Origin of the sequence: Streptomyces yerevanensis (assembly GCF_000716805.1) — a bacterium.
In the GTDB taxonomy this organism is placed as follows: Bacteria; Actinomycetota; Actinomycetes; order Streptomycetales; family Streptomycetaceae; genus Streptomyces; species Streptomyces flaveus.
Map to the genome: position 1 here is coordinate 23,716 of NZ_JNWJ01000062.1, position 18,721 is coordinate 42,436.

Sequence of the window (18,721 nt, forward strand, 5' to 3'; positions counted from 1 at the left end):
GCAAGAAAATGATCAGGAGATCCATGATGCGATACGGAAGAAGCGCCGCCCTCGCGGTGACGGGCATGCTCGCATTGACCGCGTGCGGAGGATCGGACGGGGACGATTCCGGAGCGGCCGCCTCCGACAAGCCGCGCATCAAATTGGTGATCAATGGCGGGCTGGGTGACAAGTCGTTCTTCGACTCCGCCTACGAGGGGCTGAAGAAGGCCGAGAAGGACCTGGGCTACGAGCTCAAGGTGGTCGAGCTGGGTTCCGACCGCACCAAGTGGGAGCCCGGATTCGAGGACGCCGCCTCGGCCGACGACTACGACATCCTGGCGGCCGGCACCTTCGACGTCACCGACTACATCGGCGAACTCGCCCCGGAATTCCCGGACAAGAAGTTCTGGGTGTTCGACGCCCCCGTCGACTACAGCGGCAAGAACGGCACCTGTTCCAACAAGTGCGAGAACGTCTACTCCGTCACCTTCAAGCAGAACGAGGGAGGTTATCTCGCCGGGTTCCTCGCCGAGAGGCTGGTGGCCGAAAAAGCCTTGAAGGGAACCGAATCCCAGAACAAGGTCGGCGTCGTCGGCGGCGTGAAGATCCCGGTCATCGAGGACTTCGTCGTCGGCTTCAAGGCGGGCTTCAAGGCCGCCGGCGGAAAGAACTCCGACGTCCTCGTCCAATACGTGGGCGGCGACAAGCCGTTCGGCGACCCCGCCAAGGGCAAGGAGATCAGCACCTCCATGTACGGCCAGGGCGCCGCACTCGTGTGGCCGGTCGCCGGACTCTCCGGGCTCGGCACCTTCGAGTCGGCGGTCACCGCCAAGCGGTACACCTTCGGCGTGGACTCCAACCAGTACCAGACGCTCACCGACCAGGCGCAGAAGGACACCGTCGTCACCTCCATCCTCAAGAACGTCGGCAACGCCCTGGTCAAGGCCGCGGAGGCGGACCAGAAGGGCTCCCTGAAGTACGGCGCCGTCGACACCGTCGGCCTCGCCGAGGACGCCGTCGGCTATGTGAACGACGAACACTTCCGGGAGTTGGTGCCCGAGAAGATCCGTACCGAGGTCCAGGAAGCCGCCGACAAGGTCAAGTCCGGCTCCGTCACGGTCCCCAGCGCCTTCTAGCCGAACGGCCTTCACGATGAACGAGCCATGGGGCAAGGACGGTCCGGCCGTCGCCGCCCGTGCGGTCACCAAGACCTACGCCAACGGGGTGCGCGCGGTGCGCGGCGTGGACCTGGAGGTCCCACCGGGCGAGATCCGGGCGGTCGTGGGTGAGAACGGCGCGGGCAAGTCGACACTGATGAAGCTGTTCTACGGTCTCGAGCAGCCCTCCTCGGGCGAGATCCTGATCGGCGGACGGCCCCGGACCTTGCGCGGCCCGGCCTCGGCGATCGCCCTGGGCGTGGGCATGGTGCACCAGAACCTCATGCTGGTGCCCTCCTTCACCGTCGCCCAGAACGTCGTCCTCGGCGTCGAACCGGGCCGTCGCGGTCTGGTCGACCCGAAGGCGGCCGTGGAGACGACCGCCCGGCTCGCGGCGGAGGCGGGGCTCTCCGTCGACCCCGGGGCGCGCGTCGACGAGGTGTCGGTCGGGATGCGGCAGCGCGCCGAGATCCTCAAGGCGCTCCACCGGCAGGCGAAGGTGCTGATCCTGGACGAGCCGACCGCCGTGCTCACCCCGCAGGAGACCGAGGACCTGTTCGCGGCGGTGCGACGGCTGCGCGACGGCGGGATGACCGTGCTGTTCATCTCGCACAAGCTGCGCGAGGTACGGGAGATCAGCGACCAGGTCAGCGTGATGCGCGCCGGCTCCCTGGTGGGGACGGTCGCCACCGCCGACGCCACCGAGCGGTCCCTCGCCTCCATGATGGTCGGCCGCGACCTGTCCCTGGACGTGGACCGCTCTCCCGCCCGTACGGCGCAAGTCACCCTCCGGGTACGGAATCTCGGGTACGAGACACCGGTCGGCCAGTCCCTGCACGGCCTGGACTTCGACGTGGCCGCCGGGGAGATCGTCGGCGTGGCCGGTATCGAGGGCAACGGCCAGAGCGAACTCGCCGAGATCCTCGCCGGGTTGCGCCGCCCCACCGAGGGCACGGTCCACGTCGGCGGCACCGACACGGCCGGGCTCGACGTGGCCGGGCACCGCAGGGCCGGCATCGGCTACGTACCGGAGGACCGGCTGCACAACGGAGCCGCCCTCGACGAGTCGATCGCCGACAACCTCGTCGTCGACCGGCACGACCGCCCGCCCCTCGCCCGCCGCGGCATCCTGCACCCGAACGCCGTACGCGCTCACGCGGAACGGTTGATCGAGGAGTACGCGATCCGCACCCCCGACCCGTCGGTCCCGGTGCGCGCCCTGTCCGGCGGCAATATGCAGAAGGTGATCGTCGCCCGCGAACTCTCCGCGGGGCCACGGCTGTTGATCGCCTCTCAGGTCACCCGCGGGGTGGACGTCGGCGCGATGCGGTTCATGTACGAGCAGCTGATCGCCGCGCGCGACGCGGGCGCCGCCGTCCTGCTGTTCTCCGCCGACCTCACCGAACTGCTCGCCCTCTCCGACCGGTTGCTCGTCCTCAGGGACGGCCGCCTGGTCGGCCGGTTCGACGACACCACCGGCCTCACGGAGAAGCGCGTCGGCCTCTACATGCTCGGCGTCGAGGAACACGACCGCGCCCACCTCACGACGGGCCTCGGCCTGACCGGGACCGGTACCGGGGAGGCACCCACCGCATGACCACCACCCCCATGACCGCGATCGAGGCCGAGGACCGACGCCAGTACCGCACGACCCGGCGCCGTGACCTCGCGGTCGACCTCAGCATGGCCCTCGCCACGATCCTGGCCGCCCTGGCCATCGGCTTCCTCGTCATGCTCGCCACCGGCAACGACCCGGTACGGGCGTACGAAGTGATGCTCACCGGCCCGCTGGACCGCTCCTTCCGTGTCGGCCGCTGGCTGGAGGACGCCACCACGCTCACCCTGCTCGGGCTGTCGGTGGCCATCCCCTTCCGCGCCCGGCAGATCAGCCTCGGCGCCGAGAGCCAGCTCTACGCGGGGGCGCTGGCGGCCGCCGCCGTCGCGATCTTCCTGCCGCTGCCCGCGGTCGCCGCCGTGATCGTCCCCATGGTGGCGGCGGCCATGGCGGGCGCCGGAATGGGCCTGGTGCCGGGATCGATGAAAGCTCGCCTCGGCGCCAACGAGATCGTGGCCACGCTGATGCTCAACGCCATCGCCGTACGCGTCTACGACTACCTGGTCAACGGCCCGCTGAAGGAGCCGGGCAGCAGCGCCGTGCACTCCAAGCCCATCCAGCAGGACTCCGCGCTCACACCGCTGAGCGAATGGTTCGGCATCCCGATGGGCCGGGCCAACGTCGGTCTGGGGCTGATGCTGGTCACCGCCGTCGCGCTGTGGCTGCTCATCACCCGTACCCCGCTCGGCTACCGCATCCGGATGACAGGCTCCAACCCCGACTTCGCGGCGTACGGAGGCATCAAGGTGCCCCGCGTCATCGAATGGAGCTTCGTCATCGGCGGCGCGGTCGCCGGCCTCGCCGGAGCGCACCTCGTCCAGGGCGTGTACGGGCGCCTGGAACCGGGCCTGGCCGGAAGCCTCGCCTTCGAAGGGATCGTGGTGGCCCTGCTGGCCCGCAACAACCCGCTGGTCGTCGTGGTCGCCGGCCTCTTCTACTCCTACTTGCGCGCCGGGGGCGACATCATGGAACAGCAGACGGACGTCGGTACGGAGATCGTGGTCGTGATCCAGGCGGTCATCGTGCTGCTGGTGACCGCCCAGGCGCTGCCGGACCTCCTCAAGCGCCGGATCGCGCGGAGGCAGGTGGGCGTCCGATGAGTTCCGTCGTCGACGTCGTCCTCAGCAGCGCCTTCCTCGCGGCGGTGCTGCGGGTCGCCACCCCGTACCTGCTCGCCGCCTTCGGCGGACTCGTCGCCGAACGTGCCGGCGTCAGCAACATCGCCCTGGAGGGCCAGATGCTGAGCGCCGCCTGCACGGGCGCCCTGGTCGCCGGTTACAGCGGGTCGGTCGCGGCCGGGGCGGTGTGCGGGGTCGCGGTGGCCGTGCTGCTGGGGGTTCTCCTGGCCGCGCTCCGGCTGGAGCTGGGCGCCGACGCGATCATCGCGGGCATCGGCATCAACCTGCTCGCCTCGGGCGCCACCGCCTACGCCGTCTACACCCTCCTCGACGACAAGGGCGGCACCTCCGGCCTGAAGAGCGGCACCCTGCCGACGGTCACGCTGCCGGGCATCGAGAGCATCCCCGTGGTGGGCGATGTGCTGAGCGGCCAGAACCTGATCACCTGGCTGGCCTTCCTCGCCGCACCGTTCGTCGCCTGGCTTTTCTACCGCACCCGCTTCGGCTTCCATCTGCAGGCGGTCGGCGAGATGCCGGACGCGGCGGCGTCGGTCGGGATTCCGGTCCGCCGCGTCCAGTACGCGGGGCTGGCTCTCAGCGGTGCCCTCGCCGGACTCGCGGGCGTCTTCCTGAGCATGGGCTACGTCTCCTTCTTCGTACGGGACATGACGGCCGGCCGCGGCTTCATCGCCCTCGCCGCCGTCTTCCTCGGCGGCCTGCGGCCCTGGGGCGTCTTCCTCGCCGCGCTCGGCTTCGGCGCGGCGGAGGCCCTGGCCGTACAACTCGGCACGCTCGACGTGCCACCGCAGCTGGTGTCGACGATTCCGTACGCGATGACGCTGGTGGCGCTCGCGGTGTACGCGTGGCGGCGAAAGCGGCGCGGCACGACCACGGAGGTCGCCGCCTCACTCTGACGACTGCCGCGGCCTTTCCACTTCCTTTCCACTGCCTTTCTCTCAACTCGGCGGCATCGCCTACCCGTTGGGCCCCTGAAGGGGCTTGCCACCCATGCCCGCACCCACCCACACCCCCGCCGGAATCCTGCTCGCCGGGGCGTACCCCGCTGCGCCCTCGGCTCCCCCGCACCTCCACTCCCCCGCTCCCTCACTCCCTCCGGAAGGACATCCATGCGACACAGATCCCGAGCGCGTCGCGGACGCGCGCTCCTCGGCGCCCTCACCGTGGCCGGACTTCTCGGCAGCCTGTCCCTCGCGAACGGTTTCGCGGCGGAGACCGGCGCGGACACCGCCGAGAGGTCGCAGGCCGTGCGACTTCTCGACACCCTCACCGTGCCCGCCGGGACGACGGAGTTCGACATGCCGTTCGGCGGGCTGTCGGGGATCGACTACGACAAGGGATCCGGCGAGTACGTCGCCCTCAGCGACGACCGTTCGGAGAACGGCAAGGCACGCTTCTACACTCTCCGACTGCCGCTGGACGGGGCCGCCTTCGCCGACGCCAAGCCCGCCCTCGACGGCCTGACCGTGCTCGACGACACCACCGGCGACCCCTTCGCCCCCAAGGCGGTCGATCCGGAAGCGATCCGCTGGACACCGGGCGGCAAGAGCCTGCTGTGGACCAGTGAGGGCGCCTCCTCGTCCGGACAGCCCGCCTTCGTCCGGGAGGCGACCACCTCCGGCGGGTACGTACGGGAACTGCCGCTGCCCAAGGCGTACGCACCGGTCAGGTCCGCATCCGGCGCGCTCACCGCGGGCGTCCGCAACAACCAGGCCCTGGAAGGGCTGACCCTCTCACCGGACGGCAGCAAGGCCGTCACCATCACGGAGAACGCCCTCGTCCAGGACGGCCCGGCGGCCGGGCTCACGGTCAAGAGCCCGTCCCGGTTGCTGGTGACGGACCGCAAGACCGGAGCCGCGCAGGCCGAGCACGTCTACGAGGTCGACCCGATCTCGGATGCGCCCACCGCCCCGCTGCCGCCACCGGTCAGTACGTACTCAGCGGACCGGGGAGTCACCGAGATCCTCACCGTCAACGAGACCGACTACCTCACCGTCGAGCGGTCCTTCGCCTCCGGTGTCGGCTTCGCCATCCGCCTCTACTGGACCAGCACGATCAGCGCCACCGACGTCAGCGGCAAGGAGGCGCTGTCCGGCACCGAGAAGCCGATGCCGAAGAAGCTGCTGTACGACTTCACCACCTCCGGCACCGACGCCGACAACGTCGAGGGCATCACCTGGGGGCCGGCCCTGCCCGACGGTTCCCGTTCCCTCGTCCTCGTCGCCGACGACAACTTCGGCTTCAACGGCAGTGTCACCAAGTTCCACCTGTTGTCCGTCCGCCCGGGACTGCTGGCGACCCGTACCCCCGACATCAACGGCGACGGCGCCGTCAATGGCAAGGACCTGGCGGCCCTCACCACCGCGGGTGCCGCCGGTGACCTCGACGGCAACGGCCGTACGGACGGCAGGGACGTCAGGGTCTGGACCGCGTACACCCGGGCCTTTCCCACCGCTTCCCGGCTGCTCTGACAGCGGCTCCTCCGTAATGTTCCGGCCATGGATTCCCAACAACAGCCGTCCGCACGGCACTTCGACCACTGCCCCTGGCTGTTCGCCGACGAGGCGACCGAGGAGCAGCTCACCGCGCAGCTCAAGCGGCAGGAGATGATCGGCGGAGACCGCGGGATCGGCGAGCGATGCTATGTCGCCGATTCCGCGGCGGTGTTCACAGACCGGCTGTGGCTGGGGGACGACTCGTACATCGCCGCGCATGCCTATGTCACCGGGGAGTTGACGACCGGGGCGGACTGCACGCTGAACCCGTTCAGCGTGGTGCGCGGCACCGTGACGCTGGGGAACGGGGTGCGGATCGGCGCGCACACCTCGCTGCTCGGCTTCAACCACGGCATGGCCCCCGATCGGCCGGTGTTCCAACAGCCGCTCACCAGCCGGGGGATCACTGTCGGCGACGATGTGTGGATCGGTTCGCATGTGGTCGTGGTGGACGGGGTGACCATCGGCGATCACTGTGTGATCGGCGCGGGGGCGGTGGTCACCAGGGATCTTGCGGACTGGACGGTGGCCGCCGGGAATCCGGCACGGCCGCTGCGCGACCGGCGGGACACCGTTGTGCGGCCGTCCCGCACGGACCGTGCCCATGCCGGTGACCCCCTGGCCCGGTTCGCCGACACCGCCCGCGCTCAGGTGGCCGACATCCTCGGCCGGTGCTGGGACGGCGAGAGGTATGTGGACCGCCCCGGGGCGGCGCCCACCGTACGGGCGCACTGCGACGCCGTTGAGGTCGCCGACCTTCTGCTGGGCGCCGCCCCCGGCCAGTTGACCGCCGAGGAGCATGCCGAGCGTCTGAGGGGCGTCCAGGATCCGTACACCGGGCTGGTACCGGAGTTCGACGAGCCGCTGCCGACGGCGGACGAGGACGGCTTTATCGGTGAAGGAGCCGCCCTGTACCACGTACTGTCCGTCGGCTACGCCCTCGATCTGCTCGGCACCTCCTTCGCGCATCCGGTGCGCGGCGTACGGGAGATGACCGCGCGTCAACTGGTCGCGCGCCTGGAGGAATTGCCCTGGCGGGACGGTGCGTGGGGTGCCGGGGCCTGGATCGATTCCTGGGCGACGGCGGCCCATTGGAACCTGCGGCACGCAGACGTCGGCGGTGACCGTTCCGGCGTCGAACCGGGCGCGCTGGAGGCGCTGTTCGGCTGGCTGCTGACGAGGGCCGACCCGTGGACCGGGATGTGGGGCAGCCCTTCGCCCGAGGCCGGCCAGCTCCAGGTGGTCAACGGCTACTACCGGCTGACGCGCGGTTCGTTCGCCCAGTTCGGGCTGCCGGTGCCGCATCCGGAGCGGGTCGTGGACGCGGTCCTGGACCACGCCCGCGACGCCCGCTACTTCGGGGCGGGGCAGGAGAACGCCTGCAATGTGCTGGACGTCGTCCACCCGCTGTGGCTGTGCACCCGGCAGCTCGGCGGGGGTACGGGGGCGGGCGGTTACCGATCGGCCGAGATACGCACCTGGGCCGAGGGGCAGTTGGCCGCCGCCCTGCCGCGCTGGCAGGACGGCAGGGGCTTCGGCTTCGGTCCCGGTTTCGCCGGTCCTGGACCGGAACCGGGGCTCCAGGGCACCGAGATGTGGCTGGCCATCGTCTGGCTCCTCGCCGATCTGCTGGGCCGTTCCGACACCCTCGGCTACCGCCCACGCGGCGTTCACCGCCCGGAGCCGGCCCGCGCCCGGACACCGTAGCGGCGTACCCGATCAAGGAATATCCCGAACGAGGCGCTGGTTGGGGCTGCTGCGACAGGTTCGTACGACAGCGCACAGCGTTCGGAAGGAGTCGGAGCCGATGACGGACGACGTCACGACTGGGGTTCGCGACAGTTCACCCAAGGAGGCAGTCGGACGGTACGGCATCTGGAGTGTCGGACTGCGTTCGGAGGACCCGGCGCAGCAGGGCGAGCTCGCCGAGGCCGCCGCCGAGCTCGAAGAACTCGGCTTCGGCGCCGCCTGGTTGGGCGGCAACAGCGCGGTGCAGCACGCTGCACCTCTCATCGAGGCGACCTCGCGGCTGACCGTGGCGACCGGCATCCAGAGCATCTGGCAGTACGAGGCCGCCGACACCGCCGCGCGTTTCGCCGAGCTGGACGCGGCCCACCCCGGCCGGTTCCTGCTGGGCCTCGGGGTGAGTCACGCCAAGCTGGCGGACCAGTACCGGCGCCCCTACTCGTCCATGGTCGAGTATCTGGACGCCTTGGACGCGGCCGGAGTCCCCGCCGAGCGCCGGATTCTGGCCGCCCTCGGCCCCAAGATGCTGAAGCTGTCCCGCGACCGCGCCGCCGGCTCGCACCCGTACCTGGTCACTCCCGAGCACACCGCGGACGCCCGCGAGATCCTCGGCGAAGTACCGCTGCTCGCACCGGAGTTGAAGGTCGTCCTGGAGACGGACCCGGACCGCGCACGCTCGCTCGCCCGCGACAGCCTCGCCATGTATCTCACCCTGCCGAACTACACCAACAGCTTCCTGAGGTTCGGCTTCACCGAGGACGACTTCGCGGACGGCGGCAGCGACCGCCTCATCGACACGCTCTTCGCCTGGGGCGACGACGACCGCATCCGCGAGCGGATCGACGCCTTTTACACCGCGGGCGCCGACCATGTGGCCTTCCAACTGGTCACCGACCAGGACCGCTTGGCCCTCCCCCGCCCCGAATGGCGCCGCCTGGCCGGACTGTTGGCCTGATGACGTGAGCGACATACGACGGGCTTCGCCCCGCCCGGCTCTTGAGTACTGGACGGCCGGGCGGGGCTGGATCCCGTGGGGGCCTTGGTTAAAGTCCGGTGCGGCCTCGCGCCCCTAAAAAGGAGGCCGCAGGCCTTCCTTTTTAGGGGCGCGGGGAACTGCGCGACCAGCCACAACAAACCCGCAGCTTCAAACTGCCCAACCAGCGGAGCTACTCCGCGTAGTACGTCGCGTCCTGCCGGTCGAGAGCCGTACTGATCGGCTGGATGTGCAGCAGATTCTCGTAGTGCCGGATGTAGCGGCCCGGGAAGTTGTACGACTCGAAGGAGACGCCGCTCACGGTGTCGGCGAGGCCCGCGCGCCGCGAGAAGGTGGCGTCGTTCTTGAAGGTGGTCGAGCCGTCGTTCTTCTCCACCCACAGCTCGTAGTTCTTGTGGCGGAGGTAGTAGCCGGGGAAGTTCGCCGACTCCAGGGAGACGGTGCCGCTGCCGGCGAGGCCGGCGACGACGCGGAACTGGGAGTCGGCGAGATTGGTGACGTTCGGTTCGAGCTTCGCCCGGTACTCCCAGTGGCGGATGTAGCGGTCCGGGAAGTTGTACGAGGAGAAGCGGACCGGAGTCAGGCCGTCCGCGACCGGGATGCCGAAGTTGGGCGTGCCGTCGGCGTTCCAGTACAGCTTCTGGTAGCGGGTGCGCCGGTTGGGGTCGTTGAGCGGATCGCCGCTGATGTCCTTGTAGTTGCGGTCGTGGTAGACGATCACGTCCGACTTGCCGTCCTCGGAGACGGTGAAGCAGTTGTGGCCGGGCCCGTACTGACCGGTGGCGTCGTTGCTCCTGAAGACCGGCTGCGAACTCTTCGTCCAGGACGCCGGGTTGAGCAGATCGGCCGAGGCGGAGGCGGTCAGCAGGCCGAGGCAGTAGTTGGCGTCGGTGGCGGCGGCGGAGAAGGCCATGAAGACCTTGCCGTTCCGCTGGATGACGGCCGGGCCCTCGTTGACGCGGTGGCCCACGGTCTCCCAGGCGTGCGTCGGCGTGGAGATGCGTACCGGCGTGCCGGAGATGGTCCACGGGTTGGACAGCTTCGCGAGATAGAGGTTGGTTCCACTGCCCACGGCCGGATCGTTCTGCGCCCAGCTCAGATAGCGGCTGCCGCCGACGACGAAGGTCGTCGCGTCGAGCGAGAAGGTGTCCAGCGGCAGGGCGATCCGCCCCTTTTCCGTCCACGTCCCGGTCAGCGGGTTGGCGGAGCTGCTCTCCAGGACGTACGGCCGGATCTTCCAGATGTCGCTGGTGGAGCCGGCGGCGAAGTAGATGTACCACTTGCCGTCGATGAAGTGGATCTCCGGGGCCCAGATGTGGGCGCCCATCTCACCGCTCGAGTGCTTGGTCCAGATGGTGGTCTCCGAGGCGGTCGAAAGGCCCTGGAGGGTGGTGGACCGGCGCATCACGATCTTGTCGTACGCGGGCACGGTGGCGGTGAAGTAGTAGTAGCCGTCGGTGTGTTTGTGGATGTGGGGGTCGGCGCGCTGCAGGGCGATCGGGTTGGTGAAGGTCACGGAGGGCGAGGCGGGGGCGGCGGCGTGGGCGGGTCCTGCGGTGGCCAGTACGGCCGACCCGGCGGCCATCGCCGTGGCCGCCGCCCCGGCGAGGAAGGTTCTGCGTCTCATGGGGGTCTCCTGATCAGGCAAGGTCAGACGGTGGTCAGGCGGGAGTCAGTCGGAGGGGTCAGGCGGTGGTGGGCTGGATGCGCCACTGCTGGCAGTTGTTGTTGAGCCAGGTCCACTGGCGTACGTCGGAGCCGTTGGCCGTACCGCAGTTCGCCACGTCGGCGACCTTGCCGCTGTTGGCGTTCACGATCCGTACGTGGTCACCGGTGGCGGTGTGGACGAGGCGGAACTTCTGGCAGGCGTTGTTCAGCCAGGCCCACTGCTGGATGTTGGCGCCGTCGGCGGTGGAGCACTCGGCGGTGTCCATGACCTTGCCGGTGGCCACGTTCACCAGGCGGCTGGTGTCGTCGCCGAGGTCCTCGATCCGCCACTTCTGGTTGGCGCCGCCCGTGCAGGTCCACTGGAAGATGTCGGTGCCGTTCGCGGTGTTGCCGCCCGCGACGTCCAGGCACTTGCCGCTGTTGCGGTTCACCAGCGTGTACGCGGTCGGAGTGGCCGCCGTCTCCCCGGCCGGACCTGGCCTGGTGGTGCCGAGCGCAAGCGGGGTCCCGAAGTTCGGCGTGCCGTCGGCGTTCCACGTGAACTTCTGCGCCCGCGTCGTACGGCCGTTGCCGCAGCCGCCGTTCGCGGAGTCGTTGCCGTGGTAGACGATCCAGTTCTCGGTGCCGTCCGGCGAGGTGAAGAACCCGTTGTGGCCGGGCCCGTAGACCCCGGCGGCGTCATCGCGCTGGAAGACCGGCGTCTGCTTCTTCGTCCAGGAGGCGGGGTCGAGCGGGTCGCTGCCGGTCAGTTCGAGCTGGCCGAGCTTGTACTCCGGGGTCTGGCAGGAACTGGCGGAGAAGCTCACGAAGGTCCGGCCACTGCGGTAGAGCGGCTCGGGTCCCTCGTTGACCGAACCGCCCTGGGTCTCCCAGCTCAGCGTGGGGCTGGAGATGATGCGGAAGGTGGAGCTGCTGAGCGTGTACGGGTTGCTCATCGGCGCGATGACCAGGCTCTGCGTACTGCCGTTGATGAAGCCGCTGCCCATCAGATACAGCCGGTTGTCGTGCTTGAGCACACTGGCGTCGATGAGCCAGCCGCCGGGGCTGAGGTTGGATCCGGTGAGGGTGTTCTTGTACGTGTACGGGCCCATGGGATCGGAGCCGGCGCTCTCCAGCACGTGCGTGCGCTGGGAGTCGCAGCAGGCTTCTCCGCGCTGCCCGGCCGAGTAGTACAGGTACCACTTGCCGTCGAGGAAGTGGATCTCCGGCGCCCAGATGTTCCAGTTGCGGCCGGCCGTGGTGTCCGACCACACCTGGACGCTGGGGGCCGTGGCCAGCCCCGCCAGCGTGGGCGACTTGCGCATGGTCAGCTCGTTCGTGAACGAGGTCGTCACCAGGTAGTAGTTGCCGTTGTAGTACTCCAGCCAGGGGTCGGCGCCCTTCTGCGTCTTGACGGGGTTGGTGTACGGGCGGCCTTCGGCGGCGGCACCTGGCTGGGCGGTGACGAGCGACCCCAACAGGGCCAGTAGCGCCGCCCCGAGCATGAACCAGTGACGTGTGCGGAACACGGTGAATCCCTTCCGGGGCGGCAGGTGGGGCAGGTTGGGCATGTCGAGCGGGCTCGGCGGACGTGACTGCGGATGCGGCTGCGGCAGCTCGTTCGAGATCACGAACACTGTGCGTAACTTCGACCAGAAGGTAAAGGTGGGGCGTACGGAGCGTCAATGGATGCGGCGGGTTTGATTTCGATCAGTTTTCCGGAGCGTGACGCCGACTTTTTGTTATCGCCCGCGAGACCACGCGTCTCCTATCCGAACTCGTACGCAACTTCGCACTCGTACGCATCGGCACGCACCCCACCCCTGAGGACCGAAGCCGTGAAAGCAGAGATCAACCGTCGGAGCATGCTGAAGATCGCCGGTACGGCCGCGGGCGCGGCAGCCATCGGCGCCGCCGTCCCCACGGCCTCCGCGTCAGCGGCAGGCACGGCGTTCGCGCACCCCGGACTGCTGCACACCCGAGCCGACCTCGACCGCATGGCGGCCAAGGTGAAGGCGGGCGCGACGCCGTACACGGCGGGCTTCGCCAAGCTCACCGCAAACCGCCACGCGCAGACCGACTGGAAGCCCAACCCGCAGGCCACGGTCTACCGGGGCGTGGGCTCGCCGCAGAACTACGCGATCCTCTACAACGACATCCACGCGGCGTACCAGAACGCCCTGCGCGGCCATGTCACCGGCGAGGACGCACACTTGGACACCGCCGTCGCCATTCTCAACGCCTGGTCGGCGAAACTGACCGGCGTCGAGGGCTCCGCGGACCGCTTCCTCGCGGCGGGCCTGTACGGCTACCAGTTCGCCAACGCCGCCGAACTCGTCCGCGACCACGCCGACTTCGACCTGCCCCGCTTCCAGAAGATGATGCTGGACGTCTTCGCCCCGCTCAGCGAGGACTTCCTCAAGAACCACAACGGCGCCGTCGTCTCCAACTACTGGACCAACTGGGACCTGACGGCCATGTGCAGCGTCCTCGCCATCGGCATCCTCTGCGACGACAAGGCCAAGGTCGACACCGCGGTCGAGTACTTCAAGCACGGCGAGGGCCTGGGCGCCATCAAGAACGCCATACCCGTCGTGCACCCCGACGACGGCCTTGCCGAGTGGGTGGAGGCGGGCCGCGACCAGGGCCACGCCCTGCTGGGCATCGGCCTGATGGGCACCTTCTGCGAGATGGCCTGGAGCCAGGGCATCGATCTGTACGGCTACGACGACAACCGCTTCTTCAAGGCCGCCCAGTACGTGGCGAAGTGGAACCTGGGCGGGGACGTGCCGTTCACGCCGAACACCCGCGACAAGGGCGCGATCAACGGCTGGTCGGGCACGGAGACCGTGAGCGAGGAGGCGCCAGTGGATCCGGCCATGACGCGCCCGGTCTGGGCCATGATCGCCAACCACTACACCAAGCGTCGGGGCCTGTCGGCCTCCTACCTCACCCGTATCGCGGCGAAGTCGGCCCCGGAGGGCGGCGGCGGCGACTACGGCCCCAACAGCGGCGGCTACGACCAACTCGGCTTCGGCACCCTGGCGTTCACCCGAGACCGCTCCACCAAGCCGGAGTCCCCGGCCTCCCCGCCGGCGTCGCCATCCCCCGCGTCAGGCTCCGACTCCGGCGCCGCGCCCGCCACCACCCCCTCCCCCTCGTCCAGCCCCCAGGGCGGCAGGAACGGCGACCTGGCCGCCACCGGCTCCTCCGACCTCCCGGCCTGGACCGCCGCCACCGGCCTCACCGCCGTCGCGGGCGGCCTGCTCCTTCTACGACGCCGGGCCCGCGCGAACCGCGACGCCCAGTGACCGGGCACCTGAGCCCCTGAAAACCGAACCGCACACGCGAGGGCTCTGCCCAGGCCATACGACCTGGGCAGAGCCCTGCTGGCGTGATCTGCGCCACTTCCCGCTGCCGAGCAGTGATGTTTCCCAGGCAGGACACGCTTGATCAAGCGCCACCTGAGTGACAGGTGGTTCTTTTGTGAGGCATTTTTAGGGGTGGGGCAGTTGAGTCCACGCAAGACCCATGCGTACACGCCGCTGAGTTTGAAGCGAAGAGCATGGTTGACGATCGGTGCCGTCCTCGTGGGTGGCGCGGGAGTCGTCACGTACGCCATCGCCGACCCGGCGGCGAAGCCGGACGACGCCAGGGCCGCGCGCAAGCCCGCCGTGCACACCGTGAAGCTGAAGGACAAGGGGGCGGGGCGCAAGGGCCTGGACAAGCAGGGCACGGACCGTTACAGCGCGGTCATGCTGACCTGGGACAACCCGCACGCGAAGCTGAAGGGCACGCCCGAGGTCCGCTACCGCGCCACCGAGAGCGGTGACTGGTCCGGGTGGCAGAAGGTCGCGGGCGAGGAGTTCTCCGCCGACGGAGCAGAGGCCGAGCGGGCCGGCACGCGCGGCGGCACGGCCTCCGTGTGGACGGACGACGCGGACGGCCTCGAGGTACGGGTCGTGAACGCGGACGGCACGCTCGCCACCGGCCTTCCGGCCGGTCTGGATGTCAAGCTGCTCGATCCCGGCACAGACCCCAAGGGCACCGGGGAGGTGAGCGCCGAACCCGCCGCGTACGCCGAGGACACCACCGCCGCGCCCACGACGACCGATACGCAGACCCCCGGCGACCCGGTCACGACCACCAGCGACACCCCGCCCCCCACCGAATCCATGACCGAACCCCCGTCACCCCCCGACACCATCCCGGCCCCCCGCCCCTCCACGGTCGTCAAGCCGCCGGTCATCACCCAGGCCGAGTGGGGCGCCTCCACCGACTACGACGGCACGCCCTCGTACGGCGCCGAGATCAAGGCGGCCGTCATCCACCACACGGGCGTGAACAACGACAACACGATCTCCTGCGGCCAGTCCCGCGCCCGGATGCGGACCATCCAGCAGGAGCACTTCTCCCGCGGCTACTACGACATCGGCTACAACTTCGTCGTCGACAAGTGCGGTCAGATCTTCGAGGGCCGCAGCGGCGGCATGGATCTGCCGGTGATCGGCGCCCACGACGTGGGCTTCAACACCAACACGGTCGGCATCTCGTACATCGGCAACTACGAGACCGCCAAGCCGAGCCGCGCCGGCCTCGAGGCCATCTCCCGGATCGTCGCCTGGAAGTTCGGCATGTACGGCATCGACCCGAACGGCCAGGTGACACTGACGTCCGGCACCGCCAAGGGCCAGGACGGCAACCTCGTTGCGAAGGGCACGTCGATCACGCTGCCGCGGGTCTTCGGCCACCGTGACACCAACGCGACCGCCTGCCCCGGCGCCAACCTCTACCCCAAGCTCGCCGAGATCCGCCGGTACGCGGCAAGCGCCGGCAAGAACTCCGCTGCTCCGACCGCCGACTTCAACCGCGACGGCATCACCGACCTGGTCGCCGGAGTACCGAAGGCCTCGGGCAGCGTCGGAAACGTCGTCGTCATCCCCGGCGGCACCGACGGGCCGGTCGCCGGCGCCAAGGTGAAGCTCACCCAGTCCAGCCCGGGCGTGCCCGGCAGCTCCGAGTCCGGCGACAACTGGGGCGCGTCGACCGCCTGGGGCGACATCAACGGCGACGGTCACGCCGACCTCGCCATCGGCGCGCCGGGCGAGGACGACACCTCCGGCAACGCCGACCGCGGCTCAGTCACGGTCCTGTACGGCCCTGGCCTGAACTCCGGCTCCTCGTACGCTACTTCGGGCGTCACGGCGGCCGGCGCCAAGCTGGGCTCGGCCGTCACGGTCGGAGACTTCAACGCCGACGGCAAGGCCGACGTCTTCGCGGCCGGCACCGGCAAGGGCGGCAACTGGAACGTCCACCTGACCGGCGGCGCCACCCAGTACGGCACGCTGACCACCGCGACCGGGGCCGTCGCCTACCTGGACAGCGCCACGGGTGACTTCAACCGCGACGGCTACGCGGACGTGGCGCTCAACTACCGTGACACGTCCGGCATCGGCCGCGTCACCTGGTTCAAGGGCTCGGCCGCCGGTCTGGTCAAGGTGAGCACGATCTCCGTCAAGGGCGGCCGCTCCCTCGCCGCGGGCGACGTGAACGGCAACGGCTACGACGACATCGTCATCGGCCAGCCGTACGCCGCCGAGTCCGGCGGGGTCTCGGGCGGCCAGGTCACCATGGTCCCCGGCACGTCCACCGGCTTCACCACCACCGGCATGCGCACCGTCCACCAGGACACCACGGGCGTCCCGGGCGCCAACGAGTCCGGCGACGCCATGGGCTGGTCCGTCTCCGTCGGCGACCACAACCTCGACGGCTACGCGGACGTCCTCACCGGACTCCCGAACGAGGACATCACCCGCAGCGGCGCCAACCAGTCCAACGCGGGCACCACTCTGCTACTGAAGGGCACCTCAACGGGCCTGACCGGCTCCGGCGCACTCGCCTTCTCCCAGGACACGTCCGGCATCACCGGCTGGACCGAACCCAACGACAAGCTCGGCTCCTCGGTCGTACTCCAGGACCTCTCCGGCTGGGGCCGCGCCGACCTCGCGATCGGCGCCGAGGGCGAGAACGGGTACGACGGCACGATCCTGCAACTGGACTCGGGCAGCACCGGCGTCGACACCACGAAGGGCGTGTACTACGGCCGCGACGGCCTGGGCACTCCTGGGGGCGCATACCTTGGCCAGACCCTGACCCCGTAAACAGCGCCCGCACACAACGCGACGAGCAGACACCGGATGGGGCCCTCCACTATGGAGGGCCCCATCTTGGCCACTCCGGGTTGCCCCGGCGGGCAGCGACCGCTTCTTCAGCCGGACACCGTTTCCGTACCGGACGTGGACCCCTTGTCCAGCAGTTCGGACAGCTCACCGAGCAGTTCCACGGCTCGGGCCGCGCTCGCCGCGTCGAGGTGGGGGAAGGCGTCTGCCAGTGCCGCGTCGACCGGGCGCCTTCCGTACTCCTCGAAGGTCTGCCGGTGGGCGGTGGGGTGGAGGCGCACCCGGGTCTGCCGTCGGTCGTTGGGGTCCTTGCCGGACTGGAGTACGCCCGCCTCGGTCAGTTCGTGAACGACCTTGGAGACCCTGCTCTGCGCCAGGCCGACGCTCCGGCTGATCTCGCTGATGGCGCTGTTCGGATTGCGGGCGATGGTCTCGAGGACGGCAAGATCGCCGACCGAGATCGGCAGCTCAGCTCCGTCCTGACTGGCCTTGAGCGCGATCTCCCGGAGCTGTCTGGCCAGCCGGTGCAGTCGGAGAACGTCCACCTGACGGATCGTACACGTGCGGGCGACGCCGCTTTTGCGGGTTATTGACCTCGTGATTCACCTCCCGTCAACAATGCATCACCTAAGATGCATCACAGGTGATGCTTTTGGGAGGGGGATCATGACCTGGACCGACTGGGCCATCTCGCTCGGGCTGATCGCACTGGTCCTGCGACAGATTCGCGGAAAGAAGCTGACCGTGGCCGGCCTGCTGTGGCCGGTGGCCCTGGTGGCGTGGGCCGGGTTCGAGTACCTGGGCGGCTTCCCGGCGTACACCTCCGACTGGGTCTTCGCCCTCTGCCTGGCCGCGGCGGGTCTCGCACTCGGACTCGGTTGTGGTGCGTTGACGCGGGTCCACCACGATGGCGAGAAGGTGGTCGCGCGGGCGACCGTCCCGGCCGCGGCGCTGTGGATCACCGGCATGTCCAGCCGGCTCGCCTTCGGCATCATCGCCCTCAACGGCGGTGCCGAGGCGATCGGACGGCTCAGCAAGAAGCTCAACCTGCACTCGGAGAACACCTGGCCGACCACCCTGATCCTCATGGCCCTGTGCGAGGTGCTGTCCCGCACGGTCCTGTTGCTGCTGAAGTACCGCACGGCGCTGAAGCAGCCAGGGCAGCCCGCTGATGCCAAGAACCCGCAGGCCTCTGTGAGTTGAGGTCCAACAGGACACAGTCCGACGCTCAAACGAGCGGTGTGAGCCCGCGTGACTATGGCGCACTTGACTATGGCGTACTTGACTATGGTCAACATGAGTTAGGCGTGAACCAACTCCGTCCGGCCGGGTCACCTCAGGGATCGCGCTCTGACCAACGCGCCGTGCGAGCTGACACCAGACGCCGCCGTGCGGTTCCGGCACCCCCGGAACAGACACCCTCCCCTCCCGCCCCCGGCGGCAATCTCCTGATGCAACGCCCTTGACACGCTCTGGGAAACGAGCCGATAGTACCAGAACTTAAAGCGCTTTAAGTAAAGGTCGCCGGGAAGCCCACCCTTCCAGAAGCCGCAGGTCACCGGCCCTGCCACCACCTGCCCAGCCGCACAGTGAGGTGCACGAACCATGAACCGAACGTCCCCTCCCCGCTCCCGCAGAGTCACGCCCGCCAAGCCCCTCTCCGTCGCGGTCATCGGCGCCGGCATGGCCGGCCGCAGTCACGCGGCCGGTTACCGCAACGTCAACACGGTCTTCGGGGCCGGTCTGCCGCCCGTCCGGCTGGCCGCGATC

13 protein-coding genes are annotated in these 18,721 nt (G+C 69.3%); 10 read left to right on the forward strand and 3 right to left on the reverse strand.

The features are described from left to right. The first annotated feature begins 23 nt into the window (after positions 1-23). The 7 genes from OP79_RS40075 (at position 24) to OP79_RS40105 (ending at position 9,086) form a co-directional block, all read left to right on the forward strand. On the forward strand, positions 24-1,118 hold the full coding sequence (locus OP79_RS40075) for a BMP family lipoprotein (RefSeq protein WP_033327767.1): 1,095 nt from the start codon (positions 24-26) through the stop codon (positions 1,116-1,118). Between the two features lie 16 nt (positions 1,119-1,134). After that, positions 1,135-2,736 carry an ABC transporter ATP-binding protein gene (locus OP79_RS40080; protein ID WP_051745361.1) on the forward strand — a complete coding sequence of 534 codons (1,602 nt, stop codon included), beginning with the start codon at positions 1,135-1,137 and terminating at the stop codon, positions 2,734-2,736. Then, positions 2,733-3,854, forward strand: coding sequence for an ABC transporter permease (locus OP79_RS40085; protein WP_033327769.1), 1,122 nt, complete (start codon positions 2,733-2,735; stop codon positions 3,852-3,854). The genes OP79_RS40080 and OP79_RS40085 overlap by 4 nt, the downstream gene beginning before the upstream one ends. Next, entirely contained in the window at positions 3,851-4,786 is a 936-nt protein-coding gene (locus OP79_RS40090; protein WP_033327771.1) for an ABC transporter permease, read from the forward strand. Before OP79_RS40085 ends, OP79_RS40090 begins: the two co-directional genes overlap by 4 nt. A gap of 213 nt (positions 4,787-4,999) precedes the next feature. Next, the gene (locus tag OP79_RS40095; protein ID WP_051745362.1) at positions 5,000-6,361 is read left to right on the forward strand and encodes an esterase-like activity of phytase family protein; all 1,362 of its coding nucleotides are present in this window, start codon (positions 5,000-5,002) and stop codon (positions 6,359-6,361) included. A 27-nt stretch (positions 6,362-6,388) separates the two neighbouring features. Next, positions 6,389-8,092 carry an acyltransferase gene (locus tag OP79_RS40100; RefSeq protein WP_033327773.1) on the forward strand — a complete coding sequence of 568 codons (1,704 nt, stop codon included), beginning with the start codon at positions 6,389-6,391 and terminating at the stop codon, positions 8,090-8,092. Between the two features lie 100 nt (positions 8,093-8,192). Then, on the forward strand, positions 8,193-9,086 hold the full coding sequence (locus OP79_RS40105) for an LLM class F420-dependent oxidoreductase (protein WP_033327774.1): 894 nt from the start codon (positions 8,193-8,195) through the stop codon (positions 9,084-9,086). A gap of 211 nt (positions 9,087-9,297) precedes the next feature. Here the strand turns inward: OP79_RS40105 and OP79_RS40110 are convergent, their stop codons facing one another. Both OP79_RS40110 and OP79_RS40115 read right to left on the reverse strand, forming a co-directional pair. After that, positions 9,298-10,710 carry a family 43 glycosylhydrolase gene (locus OP79_RS40110; protein WP_033327795.1) on the reverse strand — a complete coding sequence of 471 codons (1,413 nt, stop codon included), beginning with the start codon at positions 10,708-10,710 and terminating at the stop codon, positions 9,298-9,300. 100 nt (positions 10,711-10,810) lie between these two features. Then, entirely contained in the window at positions 10,811-12,277 is a 1,467-nt protein-coding gene (locus OP79_RS40115; protein ID WP_245685616.1) for a family 43 glycosylhydrolase, read from the reverse strand. 360 nt (positions 12,278-12,637) lie between these two features. Between OP79_RS40115 and OP79_RS40120 the strand changes: the two genes are divergently transcribed. Together OP79_RS40120 and OP79_RS40125 are read left to right on the forward strand one after the other, a co-directional pair. Beyond that, positions 12,638-14,083, forward strand: a complete 1,446-nt coding sequence (locus OP79_RS40120) for an alginate lyase family protein (RefSeq protein ID WP_033327799.1) — start codon at positions 12,638-12,640, stop codon at positions 14,081-14,083. Between the two features lie 258 nt (positions 14,084-14,341). Further along, the gene (locus OP79_RS40125; RefSeq protein ID WP_245685614.1) at positions 14,342-16,933 is read left to right on the forward strand and encodes an FG-GAP-like repeat-containing protein; all 2,592 of its coding nucleotides are present in this window, start codon (positions 14,342-14,344) and stop codon (positions 16,931-16,933) included. Positions 16,934-17,040: 107 nt separating this feature from the next. Here OP79_RS40125 and OP79_RS40130 read toward each other — a convergent pair whose 3' ends face one another. Continuing rightward, the gene (locus OP79_RS40130; RefSeq protein ID WP_033327776.1) at positions 17,041-17,496 is read right to left on the reverse strand and encodes a MarR family winged helix-turn-helix transcriptional regulator; all 456 of its coding nucleotides are present in this window, start codon (positions 17,494-17,496) and stop codon (positions 17,041-17,043) included. A 121-nt stretch (positions 17,497-17,617) separates the two neighbouring features. Here OP79_RS40130 and OP79_RS40135 point away from each other — a divergent pair, with 121 nt between their 5' ends. After that, a complete protein-coding gene (locus OP79_RS40135) occupies positions 17,618-18,154 on the forward strand; it encodes a hypothetical protein (protein WP_033327778.1) in 537 nt (178 codons plus the stop codon). Positions 18,155-18,721 lie beyond the last annotated feature (567 nt).